Genomic DNA, 18395 nt, shown 5'->3' on the forward strand with positions numbered 1-18395 from the left:
GTCCTCACAAGGGAACCCCCGTGACCAGACTCAGCGTCGAGATGCTGGCAGCGGACGCGCCTGCGCCGATCACCTCCGCCGGACATGCCCAGCTGGGCATAGCCGTCCTGGTGGGCATCGCCGTGATCGTCCTGCTCATCACCAAGTTCAAGTTGCACGCCTTCCTGGCCCTGACCATCGGGTCACTGGTGCTCGGAGCGGTCGCGGGAGCGCCGCTCGACAAGGCCATCGTCAGTTTCACCACCGGACTCGGCACCACCGTGGCCGGCGTCGGCGTCCTGATCGCGCTCGGGGCGATCCTGGGCAAGCTGCTCGCCGACTCCGGCGGCGCCGACCAGATCGTCGACACGATCCTCGCCAAGGCGGGCGGGCGCGCCATGCCCTGGGCGATGGTGCTGATCGCCTCCGTGATCGGCCTGCCGCTGTTCTTCGAGGTCGGCATCGTGCTGCTGATCCCGGTCGTGCTGATGGTCGCCAAGCGCGGCAACTACTCCGTCATGCGCATCGGCATCCCCGCCCTCGCGGGTCTGTCCGTGATGCACGGCCTGATCCCGCCGCACCCCGGCCCGCTGGTCGCGATCGACGCGGTCAAGGCCAACCTGGGTGTGACGCTGGCGCTCGGACTCCTGGTCGCCGTCCCGACGGTGATCATCGCCGGTCCGCTGTTCTCGAAGGTCGCGGCCCGCTGGGTCGACGTCCCGGCGCCCGACCGGATGCTGCCCCAGCGCGCCTCGGACGAGCTGGAGCGCCGCCCGGGCTTCGGCGCGACCCTGTTCACCATGCTGCTGCCGGTGGTGCTGATGCTGGCGAAGGCGCTCGTGGACATCGTCATCGACGACCCCGCGAACTCCACGCAGCGGGTCTTCGACGTCATCGGCTCCCCGCTGATCGCCCTGCTCGCCGCCGTGCTCGTCGGCTTCTTCACGCTGGGCCGGCCCGCCGGCTTCGGCAGGGACCGCCTCCAGCAGACCGTCGAGAAGGGCCTGATGCCCATCGCGGGCATCCTGCTGATCGTGGGCGCGGGCGGCGGCTTCAAGCAGACGCTGATCGACTCCGGTGTGGGCCAGATGATCCTGGACATCTCCAAGGACTGGTCGATCCCGGCGCTGCTGCTGGCCTGGCTGATCGCGGTGGCGATCCGGCTGGCGACCGGTTCGGCGACGGTGGCGACGGTCTCGGCGGCCGGTCTGGTGGCGCCGCTCGCGGCCGACATGTCGACCACCCACGCGGCGCTGCTGGTGCTGGCCATCGGCGCGGGCTCGCTCTTCTTCAGCCATGTCAACGACGCCGGTTTCTGGCTGGTGAAGGAGTACTTCGGGCTGACCGTCGGGCAGACGGTGAAGACCTGGTCGGTGATGGAGACGATCATCTCGGTGGTCTCCGGCGGCCTGATCCTGCTGCTGTCCCTGGTGATCTAGGAGCGTCACGGCGATGACGGCCCACCCCCTCTTCGACATCGGCGGCCGTACGGCCCTGGTCACCGGCTCCAGCCGGGGCATCGGCCTCGCGCTGGCGCGGGGCCTGGCCGAGGCCGGCTGCACGGTGGTCCTCAACGGGCGCGACGGCGACCGGCTGGCCGAGGCCGCCGCCGAGCTGCCCGGCGACGTCCGCACGGCGGTGTTCGACGTGACCGACGGCCCGGCCGTGGCCGCCGGGATCGCCGGCGTCGAGGAGCGGGTGGGCCCGCTCGACATCCTGGTGAACAACGCGGGCATGCAGCTGCGCGCCCCGTTGCTGGAATTCACCGACGCGAACTGGCACCGCCTGCTGGACACCAACCTCACGAGTGCGTTCCTGGTCGGCCGGGAGGCCGCCCGGGGCATGACGCGGCGCGGCCACGGGAAGATCGTCAACGTCTGCTCGCTGCAGAGCGAGGTCGTCCGGCCGGGCATCGCGCCGTACGCGGCGACCAAGGGCGCGCTGAAGATGCTCACCAAGGGCATGTGCGCGGACTGGGGACCGTACGGTGTGCAGGTCAACGGCCTCGGCCCGGGCTACATCGAGACCGAGCTGACCCGTCCCCTGGTGGCGGACGAGGAGTTCAGCACGTGGGTGCGCGGGCGCACCCCGGCCGGCCGCTGGGGCCGTACCGAGGACCTGGTGGGCGGACTGCTCTTCCTCGCCTCGCCCGCCGCGGACTTCGTCGGCGGGCAGGTGCTGTACGTCGACGGCGGTATGACCAGCGTGCTGTGAAGGGGGCGGTGGGCGTGCTGGGTTGTGTGGTCCACGGCGCGGGCGACCTCCGGGTGACGGAGCTGCCCGCTCCCGAACCGGGGCCCGGCGAGGCGCTCGTGGCCGTCCGGTACGGCGGGGTGTGCGGGTCCGATCTGCACTACTGGCGGCACGGCGGGGTCGGGGACTTCCGGCTTCGCGAGCCGCTGGTCCTCGGTCACGAGGTGGTGGGGACGGTGGTCTCCTACGGCGCGGACGCGGCCGGCCCGGCCCCGGGTACGGCGGTCGCCGTGCATCCGGCGACGCCGTGCGGGGTCTGTCCGGAGTGCGCCGACGGGCGGGCGAACGTGTGCCGTGACACCCGCTACCTGGGCAGCGCGGCCCGCACACCGCACGTGCAGGGCGCATTCGCCGCGCAAGTGGCCGTACCGGCCGACCAGTTGAGGGAGCTTCCGGCCGGTCTCGGACTGCGGCGGGCCGCGCTCGCCGAGCCGCTGTCGGTGGCCCTGCACGCCGTGCGGCGGGCCGGGGACGTGTCCGGGCTGCATGTGCTGGTGACCGGGGCCGGACCGATCGGCTGCCTGGTGGTCGCGGCGGCGAAGGCGGCCGGTGCGGCCCGGGTGACGGTGACCGACCTGGTGCCGGAGGCGCTGCGGTACGCGGCCGTCGCCGGCGCCGACACGCTCGTACGGGCCGACGGCCCAGGCGACTCCGGCCGGCCGGAGGACGTGGACGTGGCCGTCGAGGCGTCGGGGATCGCGGCCGGTCTGGAGACATGTCTGCGGCTGGTGCGGCGCGGAGGCGTGGTCGTGCAGCTCGGAATGCTGCCGCCGGGGCGGAGCCCGTTCGCCGGCAACCTCGTGGTGAGCCGGGAGATCGAGCTGCGCGGGTCGTTCCGGTTCGCCGACGAGTTCGACGACGCCCTCGAACTGCTCACGGCCCGCGGCGAGTTCGACGGACTGATCAGTGCCGTCATGCCCGTGGCCGAAGCGGAGGCCGCGTTCGCGCTGGCCGCCGACCGGGAGCGGTCCTGCAAGGTGCTGCTGGACTTCGCCGCGCGCCCCTGGCGGACGCGCGCCCCTAGGGACGCGCGTCCCTAGTGGACGATGCGGGCGACCGTCCCGTGCTCGGGGTCACCGAACCGTGAGATCAGCTGCGCGTCGCTCATGCGGTCGACCTCTTCGCAGCGCTGGACGGGAATGATCACGTGGGTGTCCCGGTCCGTCCAGTACTCGACGACGCGGACGGTGTCGGTGGCTCGGCTCATCGTGCTGCTCCTCTGTGGCGCGTGGGGTTCAGAGTGCGTCGCGGCACGTCGCGCGGTCAACAGGAATGAGGGCTTCCATTTTGCTTTTGGGAAGCGTAGGTTCCGGTTACCCCGCGTCGGCGCCCTGGAGGCGCCGCCGGCCCGCCGGTCCCGGGACGGCGGGCCGCGCGGGGGCCAAACACCGTCGCCGTGAGCCGTATCGCCCTTGCACCGGCCGCACTCCCCCAGCGGAGGCCGGTCGCCGTCAGGGGCGCCACAGGGAGTGCTCCCGCTTCGCCCACTCCCCGCTCACCGATCCCGTCCGCAGGCCCCTCCTGGCCTCGGGGTCGCCCAGCGCCATGCCGATGTGCCCCGCGAGGACCACGCCGATGGTCAGCGCCAGCCAGTCGTGGACGAAGGTCGCCGAGGTGCGCCACAGCAGCGGGGTGAGCCGCGTGAACCACATCATCAGGCCCGTGCCGAGCATGACCAGCGTCGCGCCGGCGATCCAGGCGGCGTAGACCTTCTGGCCGGCGTTGAACTTCCCGGCCGGCCGCGAGGCGGGCCGCCGGTCGCGGCGGAGCGCGGCACGCAGCCAGAGCCGGTCGTGCGGGCCGAAGCGGTTGAGGAAGCGCAGGTCGGCGCGGAAGCCCCGGGAGACGAGGCCCAGCAGCACCGGTACCGGCAGGGCGAGGCCCGCGCACTCGTGGACCCGCACGACGAGGGCCCGGCGGCCGACCATGACCGCCAGCTGCGGGATGTAGAGGACGGCCGCCGTCACCACGCACACCCCCATCAGGGCCGCCGTCGCGCGGTGCACCCACCGCTGGGACCGGCCGAAGCGGCGGACGCGGGCGCCCGGCGGGGCCGGGGTCTCAGCTCGTAGGCTCATCGGTCCGTCCGTTCGAGCGGCCCACCCAGGCGTCGACGTCGTAGCCGAGGTTCTCCCAGTAGCCGGGCCGGACCCGGTCGGTGACCGTGATGCCGGAGAGCCACTTGGCCGACTTGTAGAAGTACATGGGGGCGACGTAGAGCCGGACCGGACCGCCGTGGTCGTGGCCGATGTCCTTGTCCTGCATGCGCAGGGCGACCAGGACGTCCGGCCGGCGGGCCTGGGCGAGGGTGAGGCTCTCGCTGTACGTGCCGTCGAAGCAGGTGAAGCGGATCGCCTTGGCCGACGGGCGGACACCGGCCGCGTCGAGCAGGTCGGCGAGCCGTACGCCCTGGAAGGGGGTGCCCGGGACGCGCCAGCCGGTGACGCACTGGACGTCCTTGACCAGCCGGGTCTGCGGCAGGGCGCGCAGTTCGGCGAGGGTGTAGCCGCGCGGACGGTCGACCAGTCCGTCGACGGTGAGGCGGTAGTCGGCCGCGCTCCGGTGCGGGACGGAGGCGGCGACGGAGTAGTAGCGGAAGCCACCGCCGTTGGGCAGCAGACCGGTCAGGCCTGTCGGGTCCTCGCCCGCGACGGAGCCGAGCAGCCCTTCGAGGCCGCGCTGGAGCACGGGCGCGGTGGCCACGCCGAGCGCGCCCAGGCCGAGGGTGCCGAGGAAGACGCGGCGGCCGATCGGCCGTCCGGCCGGTTCCTCCGGTGGTTCGGGTCGTTCGGGGTTCACCTGTTCATTCGAGCACTCGGGAGCCGGCGGGGCCAGGGAATCGGGTCACCGGTAAGAGTTCCGTCATCACTTCTCACCTACGACGGCGGCCGCTCAGCGGCCGAGCGCGCGGGCGCGGGCCGCGTGGAAGGCGGCCCGGGGGTCCGGGTGCGCGTACGACCAGGGCGCCGCGGTGGCGTGCTCGCCGATGCGCTGGAACAGGGGTGCCGCCTCGGCGGGACGGCCGGCCGAGGACAGCGCGAAGGCCAGGTGGTTGAGGTCGAGGAGGCGCCGGGGGTGGTCGTCGTGCTCCCACTCCAGCCACCAGTCGAAGCATGCGCGCAGGACGCCGCGGGCCCGGGGGCCGGCCCAGTGCCCGGAGGCGGCCGGGGCGAGTCCCGCGGCGGTGAGGACGCGGTGGCGCTCGGCGTGGGCGACGACCGGGAGGACGGCCAGCGGGGAGTCGGCGGGGGCCTCGGCGGCGGCCCGTTCGGCGACGTCGTACGCCTCGTGGGCCTCGGGCCGGCCGCCCGGGGGCCGTTCGGCGAGGCGGGCGATCAGCAGGTGGTGGGCGTGGTGGTGCTCGGGGTGCCGGCGGCGGACCTCCGCGAAGGCGCCGAGCACCTCCCCTCGGTGCCGAGGCGGCGGGCGAGCAGCAGCAGGCCGAGCCATGGGGTGGGGTCGGCCGGGGCGAGCGCGGCGGCCGTGTCACAGGCCGCGCGGGCGTCGCCGGGGTCCTCCTTGCCGCGCAGGGCACGCCGTACGAGGGCCAGGGCGTACAGGGTGGCGGCGTCGGCGGAGCCGGGCTCGGCCTGCGCCCAGTCGTGGGCCCAGGCGGCGGCGTACGGCTCACGCGCGAGGACGGTCAGGCGGTGGGCTCGGCGGTCCCAGTCGTCACCGGTGTGCAGCAGCAGGGAGCGGGCGGCCTGCCGGCGGCCCTGGGCGAGGGCGGCGCGGGCGGTGCGGAGCCCCTCGTCGTCGAGGGCGTGGTCGAAGGCGCCGGGCGCGTCCGGCGCGTCGCCGGACTGGTCCGTGAGGGCCCGGCGTACGCCGAGCAGGGGCGGGAGAGGAGGCACCGCGGGACTTCCTGTTTCTCGGGCTGCCATCGACCGGTCACGCACAGCAAACCCCCCGCCATGGATGGCGTCAAGCGGAACCCTGGAGTTGCTCCCTTCAACTACCGTGTGTGAAACGGAACTTGGGAATCAGGGGTGCAGGTGGGGCCTCCTCCGGGGCTTTCGTCCGTCATCTGTGGCGTACGCCATGGCGCCGGGCGGCCGGGCCACGGAACATGGCCGGACGTACGCCCCCGCCTCGGCGCGCCTTGTGCCCGACCGGGTGGCGTGACCGAGTCAACTGCCCGGTTCCGGGCACACTCCGGGTCGACGGGGTCCCCGGAGCGCTACAGTCGGCCACTACGCGTCCGTGGTCCGGCCGGATGATCGAGGTACGCAGCGTGTCCGTTCTGGTTCTCCTTCTCGCCGTGAGTGCTGCCTGCTGTCTGGGCTTCGGCTTCGTGCTCCAGCAGAACGCGGCACAGAAGGCACCGCTGAGCGACTACCTGTCCTTCCGGCTGCTGCTCGACCTGATGCGGGTGCCGCGCTGGCTGGGCGGGCTCGGCCTGATGGTGGCCGGCATGGTCCTCGGCGCGGTCGCCCTCGGCAAGGGGGAGATCTCGCTGGTCGAGCCGCTCCTCGCGACCAACCTGCTGTTCGCGCTCGCCCTCTCGCGCCACCAGACCAGACAGCCGCTCGGCCGCCAGGGCTGGGCCGGTCTGCTGCTGCTGGCGGGGGGTGTGAGCACGTTCATCATGGCCGGCGAACCGCGCGGCGGCAGCGCGGTGGAGGATCCGCTGCGGCACTGGCTGATCATCGGTGCGATGGTGGGCGCCGCGCTCGTCCTGACGACGTACGGCAGGCGCTCCCGGCTCAACTGGGGGCCGGTCCTGCTGGCCACCGCCGCCGGGCTGCTCTACGGAGTGCAGGACGCGCTGACCCGGGTCAGCGGCACGCTGTTCTCCGACGGCGGTCTCACCGAGCTGCTCACCGGCTGGCAGCCCTACGGTGTGCTGGCGTGCGGCGTCAGCGGGCTGATCCTGGTGCAGAGCGCGTTCGAGACCGCGCCGCTGCGCATGTCGCTGCCCGCGCTCACCGCGGCGGAGCCGCTCGCCGGGATCCTGTGCGGGGTGGGTTTCCTCGGGGACCGGCTGCGCACCGACACCGGGGCGCTGGCGTGGGAGGCGGCCGGGCTCGCGGCCGTCGTCACCGGCATCGTCCTGCTCGGTCTGCACCCGGCGATGCCCTGCGGCACCCCGGAACCGCGCCGCGGCGACCTGCAGCGGCGCTGAACCCGGCTGCTTGGATGGGGGGCATGAACCCCGCTGCCCGGAATCCTGCCGACCGGAATCCTGCCGACCGGAACCCCGCCGACCGGAACCCCGTCTACCGGAATCCCGCCGACGAGATCCTCGACATCGTCGACGAGCACGACCGGGTCGTCGGCCGGCGCCCGCGCGGCGAGGCGTACGCCCTGGGGCTGCGCCACCGCTGTGTGTTCGTCCAGGCCAGGGACGCGGCCGGCCGGCTCTTCGTGCACCGGCGTACGGCCACGAAGCTGGTGTTCCCCTCCCTGTACGACCTGTTCGTCGGCGGGGTCGTGGGGGCGGGCGAGTCCTACGACGAGGCGGCCCTGCGGGAGGCCGAGGAGGAGCTGGGCGTGCGGGGACTGCCCCGGCCGGTGTTCCTCTTCAAGTTCCTGTACGACGACGGGGCCGGGAAGAGCTGGTGGTCGGCGGTGTACGAGGTGCGCTGCGAGCTGCCCGTGTGGCCCCAGGCCGAGGAGGTCCAGTGGTACGGCTTCCTGTCCGAGGAGGAGGTCGGGCGGCGGCTCGGCGAGTGGGAGTGGGTGCCCGACGGGCTGGCCGCCCACGAGCGGCTGCGGGCGTTCCGGGCCGGTGACTGAGGCGCCGGTAGGGTCGTCGGCGTGAGCGAATTCGTACGCACCATCCGGCTGTGGTTCGCGCCGGAGCAGGTGCGGGAAGAGGGTGGCACGCCCGACTACCGGTTCTCGCTCGCCAACGAGCGCACCTTCCTGGCCTGGCTGCGGACGGCGCTGGCGCTGATCGGCGGCGGATTCGCGGTGGACCAGTTCCTGCCGGACCTGCGCTGGGGCTGGCGGGTCGGTCTCGCGCTGGCGCTGCTGGGCGCCGGTGTGCTGTGTTCCCTGCGGGCGCTGAACCACTGGGTGCGCTGCGAGCGGGCGATGCGGCGCGGCGAGGACCTGCCCGCGTCCCGCTTCCCGGCCCTGCTGAGCCTGGTCGTCGCGGTGGTCGCCGTGGCGATGGTCGTGGTGGTGCTGGTCGGATGGGAGGGGTGAGCGCGGCGGGCCGGGACCCGGGGCTCCAGCCGGAGCGCACGCGTCTGGCCTGGCGCCGTACCACTCTGTCCGCCGCCGTGGCCGCCGTCCTCGCGGTACGGACCGCGCTGCGCGACGGGTCGGCGACCGGGCTGGTGATGTGCGCGGTGTGCTGTGCCCTGTGGCTCGGCTTCCTCGGTGTGGCCCACCACCGCATCCGCACGCTCTCCGCCGGCACCCCGCCGCCCGCGTTCACCCCCCGGCACGCGGCGGCGGCGGTGCTGTGCGCGGTGGCGACGGCGGTGTGCGCGGCCGTGCTGGTGGTCTAGGGGGTTTCACCGCCGGGCCGGTCGACCGTCACGACGATCTTGCCGCGGGTGCTGCCCTCCTGGCTGCGGCGGTGGGCGTCGGCCGTGCGCTCCAGCGGGAACGTCTCCTCGACGTGGACGGTGAGGACACCCTGCTCCGCCAGCCCGGCGAGGGTCGCCAGGTCCTCGGCGTCGGGGCGGACGAAGCAGTACCGGCCGCCGTGGCCGAGCACCTCCGGGTCGGCGATGGACGCCAGGCGGCCCCCGGGGGCGAGCAGGTCCACGGACGTGCGCAGGGTGTCCCCTCCGATGGTGTCGAAGACGGCGTCGACCCCCTCGGGGGCGAGGGCGCGCACCCGTTCGGCCAGGCCGTCCCCGTAGGTGACGGGTTCGCCGCCGAGGCCGCGTACGTAGTCGTGGTTGCGTTCGCTCGCCGTGCCGATCACCCGGGCGCCGAGATGGGCGGCGATCTGCACGGCGAGGGAACCGACCCCGCCGGCCGCCGCGTGCACCAGCACCGTCTCCCCGCGTCCGACCTCCAGCGCCTTCACCAGCACCTGGTAGGCGGTGAGCCCGGCCAGCGGGAGTCCGGCGGCCTCCTCGAAGGACAGGCCGGCGGGTTTGCGGGCCAGCGTGCGCACGGGCGCGGCGACGTACTGGGCGAAGGTGCCCCGGGACAGGAAGTCCTCGCGGACGTAGCCGATGACCTCGTCGCCGGCCGCGAACTCGGTGACCGCGGGTCCGGGCCGGACGACCACGCCGCTGACGTCCCAGCCGGGGACGACCGGGAAGACGGCGTCCAGGACGGAGTCCAGGTACCCCTCGCGGCACTTCCAGTCGACCGGGTTGACGGCCGCGGCGCGCACCTCGACCAGTACCTGGTCGGGGCCGACCTTGGGGTCGCGCACCTCGCCGTACTCCAGCACCTCGGGACCGCCGTAGCGGGTGTAGCTGATGCCCTTCATGTCCTCGACCCTCCGGGGTACTCGTGCGCCACGCAACCGGTATGTCCCAATAAGCGGCTTTCGCGTGACAGCCTGTCCGTCGTCAGCACCCCGTACCCCCCGAAGGTGAGCATGATGACCACCCTTCACCAGGAACACACCGCACACGGGACGCACACCCACGGTCCGGACTGCGGGCATCCGGCGGTACCGCACGGCGACCACCTCGACTACGCGCACGACGGCCATCTGCACCGGGAGCACGAAGGCCACTGGGACGAGTGCGAACCGGCCGGGCACACCGCGCACGACGGTCATGAGCACGTGCACCACGACGAGTGCGGACACGCCCAGGTGCCGCACGGGGACCACGTCGACTATCTGCACGACGGGCACCGGCACGCGGAGCACGGCGACCACTGGGACGATCACTGACCCTCCGCCCCGTCCGCGAAGCGGCACCGACGGCTCCCCGGCACACCGGCCGGGGAGCCGTCGGCCTATCGTGGCTCCGGTCACGTTTCGCGCCGTGTTCGGCACGCGTACTGGACTACATACCGACCGGTCGGCATCATGAGTCGGGACTTGTTCGTCCGTTCGTAGGAGTGATGTATGAGCGCCGACCACCCGCCCGGACTCGACCTGGACCGGCTGCGCGCCCTGCTCGACCGCGAGCGCCCCGGTCTGGTCACCGGCCCGCTGACCGGCCGGCTGATCGAGGGCGGACGGTCGAACCTCACCTACGCGCTCTCGGACGGCACCTCCCAATGGGTCGTACGACGGCCGCCGCTCGGCCATGTCCTGGCCACCGCGCACGACATGAAGCGTGAGCACCGGGTGATCGACGCCCTGCACCCGACCGGGGTGCCGGTTCCGCGCCCGGTGCTGCTGTGCGAGGACGAGGAGGTGCTCGGGGCGCCGTTCTACGTCATGGAGTTCGTGGAGGGCACCCCGTACCGCACCGCCCAGCAGCTCGCGCCGCTCGGTGAGGAGCGCACCCGGAACGCGGTGCTCTCCCTCGTGGACACGCTGGTCGAGCTGCACGCGGTGGACCCCGCCGAGGTGGGACTCGCGGACTTCGGCCGCCCCGAGGGTTTCCTGGACCGGCAGCTGCGCCGCTGGGGCAAGCAGCTGGACGCCTCCCGCAACCGCGAGCTGCCCGGCATCGACGAACTGCACGCGGCGCTCGGCCGGGAGCTGCCCGCCTCCCCCGCGCCCACCGTCGTCCACGGCGACTACCGGCTGGACAACGTCCTGATCGGGGACGACGACGAGATCAAGGCGGTCCTCGACTGGGAGATGTCGACCCTCGGCGACCCGCTGACCGACCTCGGTCTGCTGGTGATGTACAGCCGGCCGCTCGGCACGCCCCACTCCCCGGTCTCCACCACCGCCGAGGCGCCGGGCCACCCCTCCCCGCGGGAGCTGATCGAGCGGTACGCCGCGCGCTCGGGGCGCGACGTCTCCGCCGTCTCCTGGTACGAGGCGTTCGCCTGGTTCAAGCTCGCCGTGATCCTGGAGGGCATCCACTACCGGTACACGCTCGGCCAGACGGTCGGCCGCGGCTTCGACCGGATCGGCGAGCTCGTGCCCGTCTTCATCGACCACGGACTGACCACTCTGCAGGAAGGCTGACCCGACATGGACTTCGCGTTCGACGCGCGCACCGAGGAACTGCGGGCCAGGCTCCTCGCCTTCATGGACGAGTACGTGTACCCGGCCGAGCCGGTCGCAGAGGAGCAGCGGGCCGCGCTGGCCTCGCCGTGGGACACCCCGGCCGTGGTCGGGGAGCTGAAGGCGGAGGCCCGCAGGCAGGGGCTGTGGAACCTCTTCCTGCCCGACACCGAGTACGGCGCCGGGCTGACGAACCTCCAGTACGCGCCGCTCGCCGAGATCACCGGCCGCTCCCCGCAACTCGCGCCCACGGCGACGAACTGCGCGGCGCCCGACACCGGGAACATGGAGGTGCTGGCGCAGTTCGCCGACGACCGGCAGAAGAAGCAGTGGCTGGAGCCGCTGCTGGCCGGCGAGATCCGCTCGGCGTTCGCGATGACCGAGCCGGACGTGGCCTCCTCGGACGCCACGAACATCACCACGCACATCGAGCGGGACGGCGACGAGTACGTCGTCACCGGCCGCAAGTGGTACATCTCCGGGGCGATGAACCCGGACTGCAAGATCTTCATCGTGATGGGCAAGACGGACCCGGACGGCGCGGACATCCGCCGCCAGCAGTCCATGGTCCTGGTCCCGCGCGACACCCCCGGCGTCACCGTGCGGCGCGCGATGCAGGTCTTCGGCTACGAGGACCACTCCCACGGCGGCCACGCCGAGGTGGTCTTCGACCACGCCCGGGTACCGGTCACGAACCTGATCGGCGAGGAGGGCGGCGGCTTCGCCATCGCCCAGGCGCGGCTCGGGCCGGGCCGGATCCACCACTGCATGCGGCTGATCGGCATGGCCGAGCGCGCCATCGAGCTGATGTGCCGGCGGGCCGTCTCGCGCACCGCGTTCGGCAAGGCGCTGGCCCAGCAGGGCGTCGTGCAGAACTGGATCGCCGACGCCCGGGTCACCGTCGAGCAGCTGCGGCTGCTGGTGCTGAAGACGGCCTGGCTGATGGACACGGTCGGCAACAAGGGCGCCCACACGGAGATCCAGGCGATCAAGATCGCCACTCCGCGGGCGGTGGTCGGCATCCTGGACCGCGCGATCCAGCTGCACGGAGCGGGCGGCGTGAGCCAGGACTTCCCGCTGGCGGAGCTGTACGCGAGCGCCCGCACCCTGATGCTCGCCGACGGCCCGGACGAGGTGCACCAGCGGTCGCTGGCGCGGCGGGAGCTGAAGAAGTACCTGTAGGCACACGTGGGCGAGGGGCGGCCGCGGGCGCGGCCGCCCCTCGCCCGTGCCGGGGGTCCTACGGGCGCAGGGCACGCAGCAGCAGGTCGGCGAGGTGGTCGGCGACCTGCTGGGGGGTGAGGGGGCCGTCGGGGCGGTACCAGGTCGACAGGTGGTGGACGGAACCGAAGTGGTAGTCCACGACCAGGTCGGCCGGGGTGGCCGTGGAGAAGACGCCCGTCTTCTGGCCCTCCTCCACGAGGGCGCGGAACCGTTCGTGGTAGCGGCGGCGCTCGGCGCGGACCTGCTTGTTCTTCTCCGGGCTCAGCTGGTGCATCGAGCGGAAGAAGATCATCGCGTCGTCGAGGTGCTCGATCGTGGTGACGACGACGTCCGCCGCCGCGGCTCTGAGCCGCTTCTCCACCGGCTCGTCGGCGTCCGCGAGGGCGTCCAGCCGCTCCTGCTGGGTGCGGAGCATGCGCGCGTACACCTCGTGCAGGAGGTCGTCCTTGGAGCCGAAGTAGTGGTACAGCGCCCCCTTGGTGACGCCGGCCGCCTCGACGATCTCCTGCACCGAGGTGCGGTCGTAACCCTGCTCCGCGAAGAGCCGGGTGGCGGCGGCCAGCAGCCGCTGCGGAACGGGCGTCCCGTCTCCGTCCGTAGTCCTGGGCACTGCCGCCACCTGCCTTTCCTCGTCGCCTACTGACCGGCGTCGTTGTCGTCGTGCGCGCGGGAACGCAGTTCCCGACGGAGGATCTTCCCACTCGCCGTCTTGGGCAAGTCGGGCAGGATCTCCACCTGCCTCGGGTACTTGTAGGCGGCCAGTCTCTCCTTGCAGTACACCGAGAGTTCGTCCGGGTCCGTCGTGGCGCCCGGACGGAGGCTGATATAGGCCTTGACGGTCTCCCCACGGTAGCCGTCGGGGACGCCGACGACGGCCGCCTCGCGCACCGCGGGGTGCGTGTACAGGACGTCCTCCACCTCGCGCGGCCACACCTTGAAGCCGGAGGCGTTGATCATGTCCTTCTTGCGGTCGACGACGTACAGCCAGCCCCGCTCGTCCATGAACCCGATGTCGCCGGTGCGCAGCTCCCCGTCCGGGAAGGTCTCCGCGGTGGCCTCGGGGCGCCGCCAGTAGCCGGGGACCACCTGGGGGCCGCGTACGACGATCTCGCCCTGCTCGCCGAACGGCACCTCCGCGCCGCGCTCGTCCAGGATGCGCACGACGGTGTCGGCGCCGGGCAGGCCGACGGACAGCGTCCCGGAGACGGGATCGACGGGGGCCTCCAGGCCGGGCGGGACGGAGGCGCAGGGGGCGGTGCACTCGGTGAGGCCGTAGCCGACCCGGATGTACGGCCCGAAGCGCTCCCGGAACCGCTCCACCAGGGCCGGCGGCACGGGAGCGCCGCCCGAGGAGATGTTCACGAAGGAGGTGAAGTGCTCGCGGGTGACGTCCGGGTGGGCGGCGAGCGCCATGTAGGCGGTCGACGGGCCGACCGTGTAGTGCGGGCGGTGCTCGGCGAACGCCTCCAGGACGACCCCGGGGTCGAAGCGGTAGGCGAGGACCAGGGTCCCCGCGCTGTTCAGGCAGGCGCCGAGCTGGCAGACCATGCCGGTGATGTGGAAGAGGGGCGCGAGCGCGTAGTAGACGGGGGCGTCGGGCAGAGCGAGCCCGGTCCGCTGGCGCTCGGCGTTGTGCATGATGTTGCCGTGCGTGTTGGTGGCGCCCTTGGGGGCGCCGCTGGTGCCCGAGGTGTAGCTGATCAGGGCGATGTCGTCGGGGCGCGGGGTGCGGTCCCCGGGTGCCCGGCCGCCCTGCCGGGCGACCGCCACGAGGTCGTCGGTGTCCGGGGGCTGGGGCAGCCGCTCGAAGGTGAGCACCCGGGAGTCGCCGCGGGTCTGGAAGTCCAGTTCGCAGCCGGTGAGCACGATCCGCACCGGAGAGTCCGCCGCGGTCCCCCGGAGGTACGACTCCCAGGCCCGGTCCGAGCAGACCAGTGCGGACACCTCGGCGTCCCGCAGGACGTGGGCGACCTCGCCCGCCTTGTACATGGGGTTGACCGGGACGACGGTCGCGCCCGCCTTCCAGGCGCCGAGCAGCGCCAGCACGAAGTGCGGGGAGTTCTGCAGCAGGACGGCCACCCGGTCGCCGCGCTCCAGCCCGCGCGCGGCGAGGTGGGCCGCCACGCCGTCGCTCAGCTCGTCCACCTCGCGGTAGTCGAGCCGGGCGTCGAAGTAGGCGAGGAAGGTCCGCTCGGGTGTCGCCGCGACCGCGGCGCGCAGGGCGTGCAGAAGGGAGTCGGCCGGGGCCACGGGGGCGCGCTGGGCGTCGTCGAGGAGGTCCAGCCAGGGGCGGTCGGCGTACCGGGGGGCGGTCATCGGGTCTCCTCCCACGTGCGCTGGAGGTGGTTCATGCCCGCCAGCCAGCGGTCGGGGTCGCCGGCCCGCGCCTGGTAGAAGCCGGCCACCTCGGGGTGCGGCAGGATCAGGAAGCGGTCCTCCTCGATGCCCCGGAACAGGGCGTCCGCGACGGCCTTCGGTGCGATCGCGGTCGGGTGGAGCACCAGGTCGCCGGCGCTGCCGGTGGCGGCGAGCATGTCGGTGCGGACGCCCTGCGGGCAGATCGCGTGCACCTTCAGGCCGCGGTGGCGGTAGGTGAGGGACAGCCACTCGGCGAAGGCGTAGGCACCGTGCTTGGTGACGCTGTAGGAGGGGGCGCCGATCATGGTGAGGAGCCCGGCGGCCGACACGGTGGAGACGAACCGGCCGCCGCCCCGCTCCAGCCAGCCCGGCAACAGCTCGTGGGCGGCGCGGACATGGGCCATCACGTTGACGTCCCACGACAGGCCCCAGGTCCTCTCGTCCAGCGGGCCGTCGGCAGCGCCGTCCTCGAAGGCGACGCCGGCGTTGGCGCAGTAGACGTCGACGGTGCCGCCGAGCGCGTCCCGGGCGTCGGCGACGATCGCGGAGGCGTCGCCGGGGACGGCGGTCCCGCCGATCTCCTCGGCCACGGCCTTGGCCTTGTCCGCGTCGAGGTCGTTCACCACGACCCGGGCGCCCTCGGCGGCGAACCGCCTGGCCAGTGCGGCCCCGATCCCGCCACCCGCTCCGGTGACGACCACTCCGGCATCCAGCACGGCTTTCACCATCGGTCTCCTTCGGCACGACGTCGCGCGGCGCGCATCGGCTCCGCCGGGCCAGACTAACCAGTCGGTATGTAGCTACGGAAGGGTCGACCCGCCAGGGGCGCGGGCGACCGCGCGATCAACGACAGACGGCCCGCAGCCTGCCACACTGCCTGCGGAAGCGCTCGACGTGGAGGTCACCTCATGCACCTGTCCAGAAGAGCCTTACTCGCAGCGGCCACGGCCACCGCCTCGCTCGGACCGCCGACCGCAGCCGCAACCGGTCGCCTGCGCACGGGATTCGAGAGACTCGCCGCCGACGGATACGCCCTCCTCGACGGCCGGCGTGTGGGCATCGTCACCAACCCCACCGGCATCACCCGGGACGTCCGCCACCTCGTCGACGTCATGCACGCCGATCCCCGTGTGCGGCTGACGGCCGTCTTCGGCCCCGAGCACGGGTTCCGCGGCACCGCCCAGGCCGGCGGCTCCGAGGGCCGCTACGACGACCCCGCGACCGGCCTGCCCGTCTACGACACCTACCTCAAGAGCGGCCGCCCGCTGGCCGACGTCTTCACCGCCTCCGGGGTCGACACGGTCGTCTTCGACATCCAGGACGCGGGTGCCCGCTTCTACACCTACATCTGGACGCTGTACGACTGCATGGAGGCGGCGCAGCTCGCCGGGAAGCGGTTCGTCGTCCTCGACCGCCCGAACCCGGTGACCGGACGCGCGGCGCTGGGCCCGGTGCTGCACAAGGAGTTCGCCACGTTCGTCGGCCGGCAGCCGATCGCGCAGGCGCACGGCATGACGGTCGCGGAACTGGCCCGGCTGTTCAACGGGGAGTTCCTCGCCACGCCCGTCCCGCTGGAGACCGTGCTGATGACGGGCTGGAAGCGCCGGGACTTCTACGACGCCTCCGGGCTGCCCTGGGTGCCGCCGAGCCCCAACATGCCCACCCCGGACACGGCGCTGGTGTACTCCGGCACCTGCATGTTCGAGGGCACCAACCTCTCCGAGGGCCGGGGTACGACCAGGCCCTTCGAACTGCTCGGCGCGGAGGGGATCGACGGGCGCTGGGCCGCCGCCGCGAACGGGCTCGGGCTGCCGGGCGTCAGGTTCCGGGAGGCGTACTTCGCGCCGACGTTCTCCAAGTTCCAGGGCAGGACCGTCGGCGGGGTGCAGATCCACGTCCACGACCGGGCCGCCTTCGACCCCGTGCGGACCGGGATCGGGCTGCTGGTGACCGCGCGGAAGGTGTGGGACGGCTTCGCCTGGCGGTCGGACGACTGGATCGACAGGCTGACCGGCTCCACGCGGGTGCGCACGATGATCGACGCGGGCGCCGGCACCGACGAGGTGACCGGTGCCTGGCAGGAGGAACTCGCCGCGTTCCGGCGGATCCGCAAGGAGTATCTGCTGTACAAGTGAGACGCGGTGTATGGCCAACTCCGCCCCGCCGCAGGACGATACGCCCGTAACGCGTCGTTCCCGGCGGGACGAGGGAGCCTGACATGGCGGATCCTGGGATGAGCGTGACTCCCTACTGGGAGCTGACCTTCGACGCGGACGGGGACGTGGACGGCCCCGAACGCGACCGGCTGACGGCGCAGGTCACGGACCGCGGGGTCCGTGACCTGGTCGTCTTCGCGCACGGCTGGAACAACGACCGCTCGGGCGCGACCGCGCTGTACCGGCGCTTCTTCGCCCCGGTCTCCGAGCTCGCCCCCCGGGCACGCCTCGGGTACGTGGGGGTGATCTGGCCGTCGATGCGGTTCAGCGACGAACCGATCCCGGACTTCCCCCGGTCCGTGGCGGCCGAGGAGGCCGGGGCGGCACCACGCCCGGCGCTGGACAAGGACACGCGGCGCGCGCTGCTGGAGACCTTTCCCGACCGGACCACGGTGGTCGACCGGCTGGCCCGGATGCTCGACGAACGCCCGGGCGGAGAGGCCGGGTTGACGGAGTTCGGCCGGCTGGTGCGGCTGCTGCTGGACGAGGGGCGGCGGGGCGCCGCCGACACGGACGAGGAGGGCGAGCCGGCCGTCTTCACCCTGGACCCGGCGGGGGTGTGCGAGGAACTGGCGGGGGCCCTGGCCGCGCTGGACCCGGCGGGCACGACCGCGGGATTCGGTCTCCCCGACCCCTGGGACGGCGCCAAGGAACTGCTCCGGCAGGCGACGTACTACACGATGAAACGCCGGGCCGGCGCGGTCGGCGAGCACGGGCTCGGCCCGCTCGTCGGGCGGCTGGCCGAGGCGGCGCCCGGGGTACGGGTGCATCTGGTCGGGCACAGCTTCGGCGGGCGGCTGGTCGCCTTCGCGCTGCGCGGGCTGCCCGAGGGGGTGCGTGCGGTGAAGTCGGTGACGCTGCTCCAGGGCGCCTTCTCGCACTACGCGTTCGCGTCCCGGCTGCCGCACGACCCGGACCGGGCGGGGGCGCTCAAGGGCCGGGAGCGGCGGATCGACGGCCCGCTCGTGTGCTGCCACTCGCACTTCGACTCGGCGCTCGGCACGTTCTACCCGCTGGCGTCCCGGCTGGCCGGGGACGACCGGTCCTGTGCGGGCAACGAGATCGCGGCGGTGCTGGGCCCGCGATGGGGTGCCATGGGCCACGACGGGGTCCAGGCGGTCTCCGGCACCGCCCGTACGGACCTCGCGGCGGCCCTGGCCGGACCACTGCCGGCGTCGGGGTGCGTGAGCGTCGACGTGGCGGCCGTGGTCCGGCGCGGAGGCGCACCGAGCGGGGCGCACAGCGACATCGTGCACCCCGAACTGGTAAGAGTGGTACTGGCGGCGGGCCGTATCGCCTGACCCGCC

General features: G+C 73.1%; 19 protein-coding genes and 1 pseudogene. 12 read left to right on the forward strand and 8 right to left on the reverse strand.

Annotated elements, in window-relative coordinates; translation table 11 throughout:
• Positions 1–20 precede the first annotated feature (20 nt).
• The 3 genes from N8I86_RS09335 to N8I86_RS09345 are packed head-to-tail and all read left to right on the forward strand — an operon-like array spanning position 21 to position 3272.
• Positions 21–1418, forward strand: coding sequence for a GntP family permease (locus N8I86_RS09335; RefSeq protein ID WP_263277557.1), 1398 nt, complete (start codon positions 21–23; stop codon positions 1416–1418).
• Positions 1419–1431: 13 nt separating this feature from the next.
• Positions 1432–2193 (forward strand): SDR family oxidoreductase, encoded by a 762-nt coding sequence (locus N8I86_RS09340; protein WP_263277558.1) that lies wholly within the window; start codon positions 1432–1434, stop codon positions 2191–2193.
• A gap of 14 nt (positions 2194–2207) precedes the next feature.
• Complete coding sequence (locus N8I86_RS09345; RefSeq protein ID WP_263280085.1) at positions 2208–3272, forward strand: L-idonate 5-dehydrogenase; 1065 nt, start codon at positions 2208–2210, stop codon at positions 3270–3272.
• Here N8I86_RS09345 and N8I86_RS09350 read toward each other — a convergent pair.
• The 4 genes and pseudogenes from N8I86_RS09350 to N8I86_RS09365 all read right to left on the reverse strand — a co-directional run bounded on the left by N8I86_RS09350 (position 3269) and on the right by N8I86_RS09365 (position 6086).
• Positions 3269–3439 carry a hypothetical protein gene (locus tag N8I86_RS09350; RefSeq protein ID WP_176985783.1) on the reverse strand — a complete coding sequence of 57 codons (171 nt, stop codon included), beginning with the start codon at positions 3437–3439 and terminating at the stop codon, positions 3269–3271. The two genes, N8I86_RS09345 and N8I86_RS09350, sit on opposite strands and share 4 nt — an antisense overlap.
• Positions 3440–3683: 244 nt before the next feature.
• On the reverse strand, positions 3684–4310 hold the full coding sequence (locus N8I86_RS09355; RefSeq protein ID WP_263277559.1) for a cytochrome b/b6 domain-containing protein: 627 nt from the start codon (positions 4308–4310) through the stop codon (positions 3684–3686).
• Positions 4294–5031 (reverse strand): molybdopterin-dependent oxidoreductase, encoded by a 738-nt coding sequence (locus N8I86_RS09360; RefSeq protein ID WP_123438413.1) that lies wholly within the window; start codon positions 5029–5031, stop codon positions 4294–4296. Before N8I86_RS09360 ends, N8I86_RS09355 begins: the two co-directional genes overlap by 17 nt.
• 93 nt (positions 5032–5124) lie before the next feature.
• A pseudogene (locus tag N8I86_RS09365) lies at positions 5125–6086 on the reverse strand (hypothetical protein).
• A gap of 380 nt (positions 6087–6466) precedes the next feature.
• Between N8I86_RS09365 and N8I86_RS09370 the strand changes: the two are divergent.
• From N8I86_RS09370 to N8I86_RS09385, 4 genes are read left to right on the forward strand one after another with little or no spacing between them, the layout of a single operon-like run.
• The gene (locus N8I86_RS09370; protein ID WP_263277560.1) at positions 6467–7357 is read left to right on the forward strand and encodes a DMT family transporter; all 891 of its coding nucleotides are present in this window, start codon (positions 6467–6469) and stop codon (positions 7355–7357) included.
• A gap of 23 nt (positions 7358–7380) precedes the next feature.
• Positions 7381–7971 (forward strand): NUDIX domain-containing protein, encoded by a 591-nt coding sequence (locus tag N8I86_RS09375; protein WP_263277561.1) that lies wholly within the window; start codon positions 7381–7383, stop codon positions 7969–7971.
• A 21-nt stretch (positions 7972–7992) separates the two neighbouring features.
• Positions 7993–8385, forward strand: coding sequence for a YidH family protein (locus N8I86_RS09380; protein WP_123438411.1), 393 nt, complete (start codon positions 7993–7995; stop codon positions 8383–8385).
• A complete protein-coding gene (locus tag N8I86_RS09385) occupies positions 8373–8693 on the forward strand; it encodes a DUF202 domain-containing protein (protein ID WP_073900080.1) in 321 nt (106 codons plus the stop codon). Before N8I86_RS09380 ends, N8I86_RS09385 begins: the two co-directional genes overlap by 13 nt.
• Here N8I86_RS09385 and N8I86_RS09390 read toward each other — a convergent pair.
• Positions 8690–9637 carry an NADP-dependent oxidoreductase gene (locus tag N8I86_RS09390; RefSeq protein WP_073899773.1) on the reverse strand — a complete coding sequence of 316 codons (948 nt, stop codon included), beginning with the start codon at positions 9635–9637 and terminating at the stop codon, positions 8690–8692. The two genes, N8I86_RS09385 and N8I86_RS09390, sit on opposite strands and share 4 nt — an antisense overlap.
• A 114-nt stretch (positions 9638–9751) precedes the next feature.
• On the opposite strand from N8I86_RS09390, the gene N8I86_RS09395 reads away from it, so the two are divergent.
• From N8I86_RS09395 to N8I86_RS09405, 3 genes are all read left to right on the forward strand, one after another.
• Entirely contained in the window at positions 9752–10051 is a 300-nt protein-coding gene (locus tag N8I86_RS09395; protein WP_073899775.1) for a hypothetical protein, read from the forward strand.
• Between the two features lie 177 nt (positions 10052–10228).
• Positions 10229–11251 (forward strand): phosphotransferase family protein, encoded by a 1023-nt coding sequence (locus N8I86_RS09400; RefSeq protein ID WP_263277562.1) that lies wholly within the window; start codon positions 10229–10231, stop codon positions 11249–11251.
• Positions 11252–11257: 6 nt separating this feature from the next.
• Positions 11258–12472, forward strand: a complete 1215-nt coding sequence (locus tag N8I86_RS09405) for an acyl-CoA dehydrogenase family protein (protein ID WP_263277563.1) — start codon at positions 11258–11260, stop codon at positions 12470–12472.
• Between the two features lie 58 nt (positions 12473–12530).
• Here the strand turns inward: N8I86_RS09405 and N8I86_RS09410 are convergent, their stop codons facing one another.
• From N8I86_RS09410 to N8I86_RS09420, 3 genes are read right to left on the reverse strand one after another with little or no spacing between them, the layout of a single operon-like run.
• Positions 12531–13124, reverse strand: coding sequence for a TetR/AcrR family transcriptional regulator (locus N8I86_RS09410; RefSeq protein ID WP_073899781.1), 594 nt, complete (start codon positions 13122–13124; stop codon positions 12531–12533).
• 26 nt (positions 13125–13150) lie between these two features.
• On the reverse strand, positions 13151–14830 hold the full coding sequence (locus N8I86_RS09415) for a class I adenylate-forming enzyme family protein (RefSeq protein WP_263277564.1): 1680 nt from the start codon (positions 14828–14830) through the stop codon (positions 13151–13153).
• Positions 14827–15600 (reverse strand): SDR family oxidoreductase, encoded by a 774-nt coding sequence (locus N8I86_RS09420; protein ID WP_263277565.1) that lies wholly within the window; start codon positions 15598–15600, stop codon positions 14827–14829. Before N8I86_RS09420 ends, N8I86_RS09415 begins: the two co-directional genes overlap by 4 nt.
• Positions 15601–15780: 180 nt before the next feature.
• On the opposite strand from N8I86_RS09420, the gene N8I86_RS09425 reads away from it, so the two are divergent.
• Positions 15781–17007: an exo-beta-N-acetylmuramidase NamZ family protein gene (locus N8I86_RS09425; protein ID WP_123438408.1), complete on the forward strand. Its 1227-nt coding sequence runs from the start codon at positions 15781–15783 to the stop codon at positions 17005–17007.
• Positions 17008–17090: 83 nt separating this feature from the next.
• Positions 17091–18389, forward strand: coding sequence for a serine-threonine protein kinase (locus tag N8I86_RS09430; RefSeq protein ID WP_263277566.1), 1299 nt, complete (start codon positions 17091–17093; stop codon positions 18387–18389).
• The last annotated feature ends 6 nt before the right edge of the window (positions 18390–18395 follow it).

This window comes from Streptomyces albidicamelliae (genome assembly GCF_025642175.1).
Lineage (GTDB): Bacteria > Actinomycetota > Actinomycetes > Streptomycetales > Streptomycetaceae > Streptomyces > Streptomyces albidocamelliae.

Bases quoted from the DNA above. Each gene is read 5' to 3' on its own strand.
- N8I86_RS09340 (WP_263277558.1), top strand. From the start codon at position 1,432: ATGACGGCCCACCCCCTCTTCGACATCGGCGGCCGTACGGCCCTGGTC.
- N8I86_RS09350 (WP_176985783.1), bottom strand. From the start codon at position 3,439: ATGAGCCGAGCCACCGACACCGTCCGCGTCGTCGAGTACTGGACGGAC.
- N8I86_RS09355 (WP_263277559.1), bottom strand. From the start codon at position 4,310: ATGAGCCTACGAGCTGAGACCCCGGCCCCGCCGGGCGCCCGCGTCCGC.
- N8I86_RS09375 (WP_263277561.1), top strand. From the start codon at position 7,381: ATGAACCCCGCTGCCCGGAATCCTGCCGACCGGAATCCTGCCGACCGG.
- N8I86_RS09385 (WP_073900080.1), top strand. From the start codon at position 8,373: ATGGGAGGGGTGAGCGCGGCGGGCCGGGACCCGGGGCTCCAGCCGGAG.
- N8I86_RS09390 (WP_073899773.1), bottom strand. From the start codon at position 9,637: ATGAAGGGCATCAGCTACACCCGCTACGGCGGTCCCGAGGTGCTGGAG.
- N8I86_RS09395 (WP_073899775.1), top strand. From the start codon at position 9,752: ATGACCACCCTTCACCAGGAACACACCGCACACGGGACGCACACCCAC.
- N8I86_RS09400 (WP_263277562.1), top strand. From the start codon at position 10,229: ATGAGCGCCGACCACCCGCCCGGACTCGACCTGGACCGGCTGCGCGCC.
- N8I86_RS09405 (WP_263277563.1), top strand. From the start codon at position 11,258: ATGGACTTCGCGTTCGACGCGCGCACCGAGGAACTGCGGGCCAGGCTC.
- N8I86_RS09415 (WP_263277564.1), bottom strand. From the start codon at position 14,830: ATGACCGCCCCCCGGTACGCCGACCGCCCCTGGCTGGACCTCCTCGAC.
- N8I86_RS09420 (WP_263277565.1), bottom strand. From the start codon at position 15,600: ATGGTGAAAGCCGTGCTGGATGCCGGAGTGGTCGTCACCGGAGCGGGT.
- N8I86_RS09425 (WP_123438408.1), top strand. From the start codon at position 15,781: ATGCACCTGTCCAGAAGAGCCTTACTCGCAGCGGCCACGGCCACCGCC.
- N8I86_RS09430 (WP_263277566.1), top strand. From the start codon at position 17,091: ATGGCGGATCCTGGGATGAGCGTGACTCCCTACTGGGAGCTGACCTTC.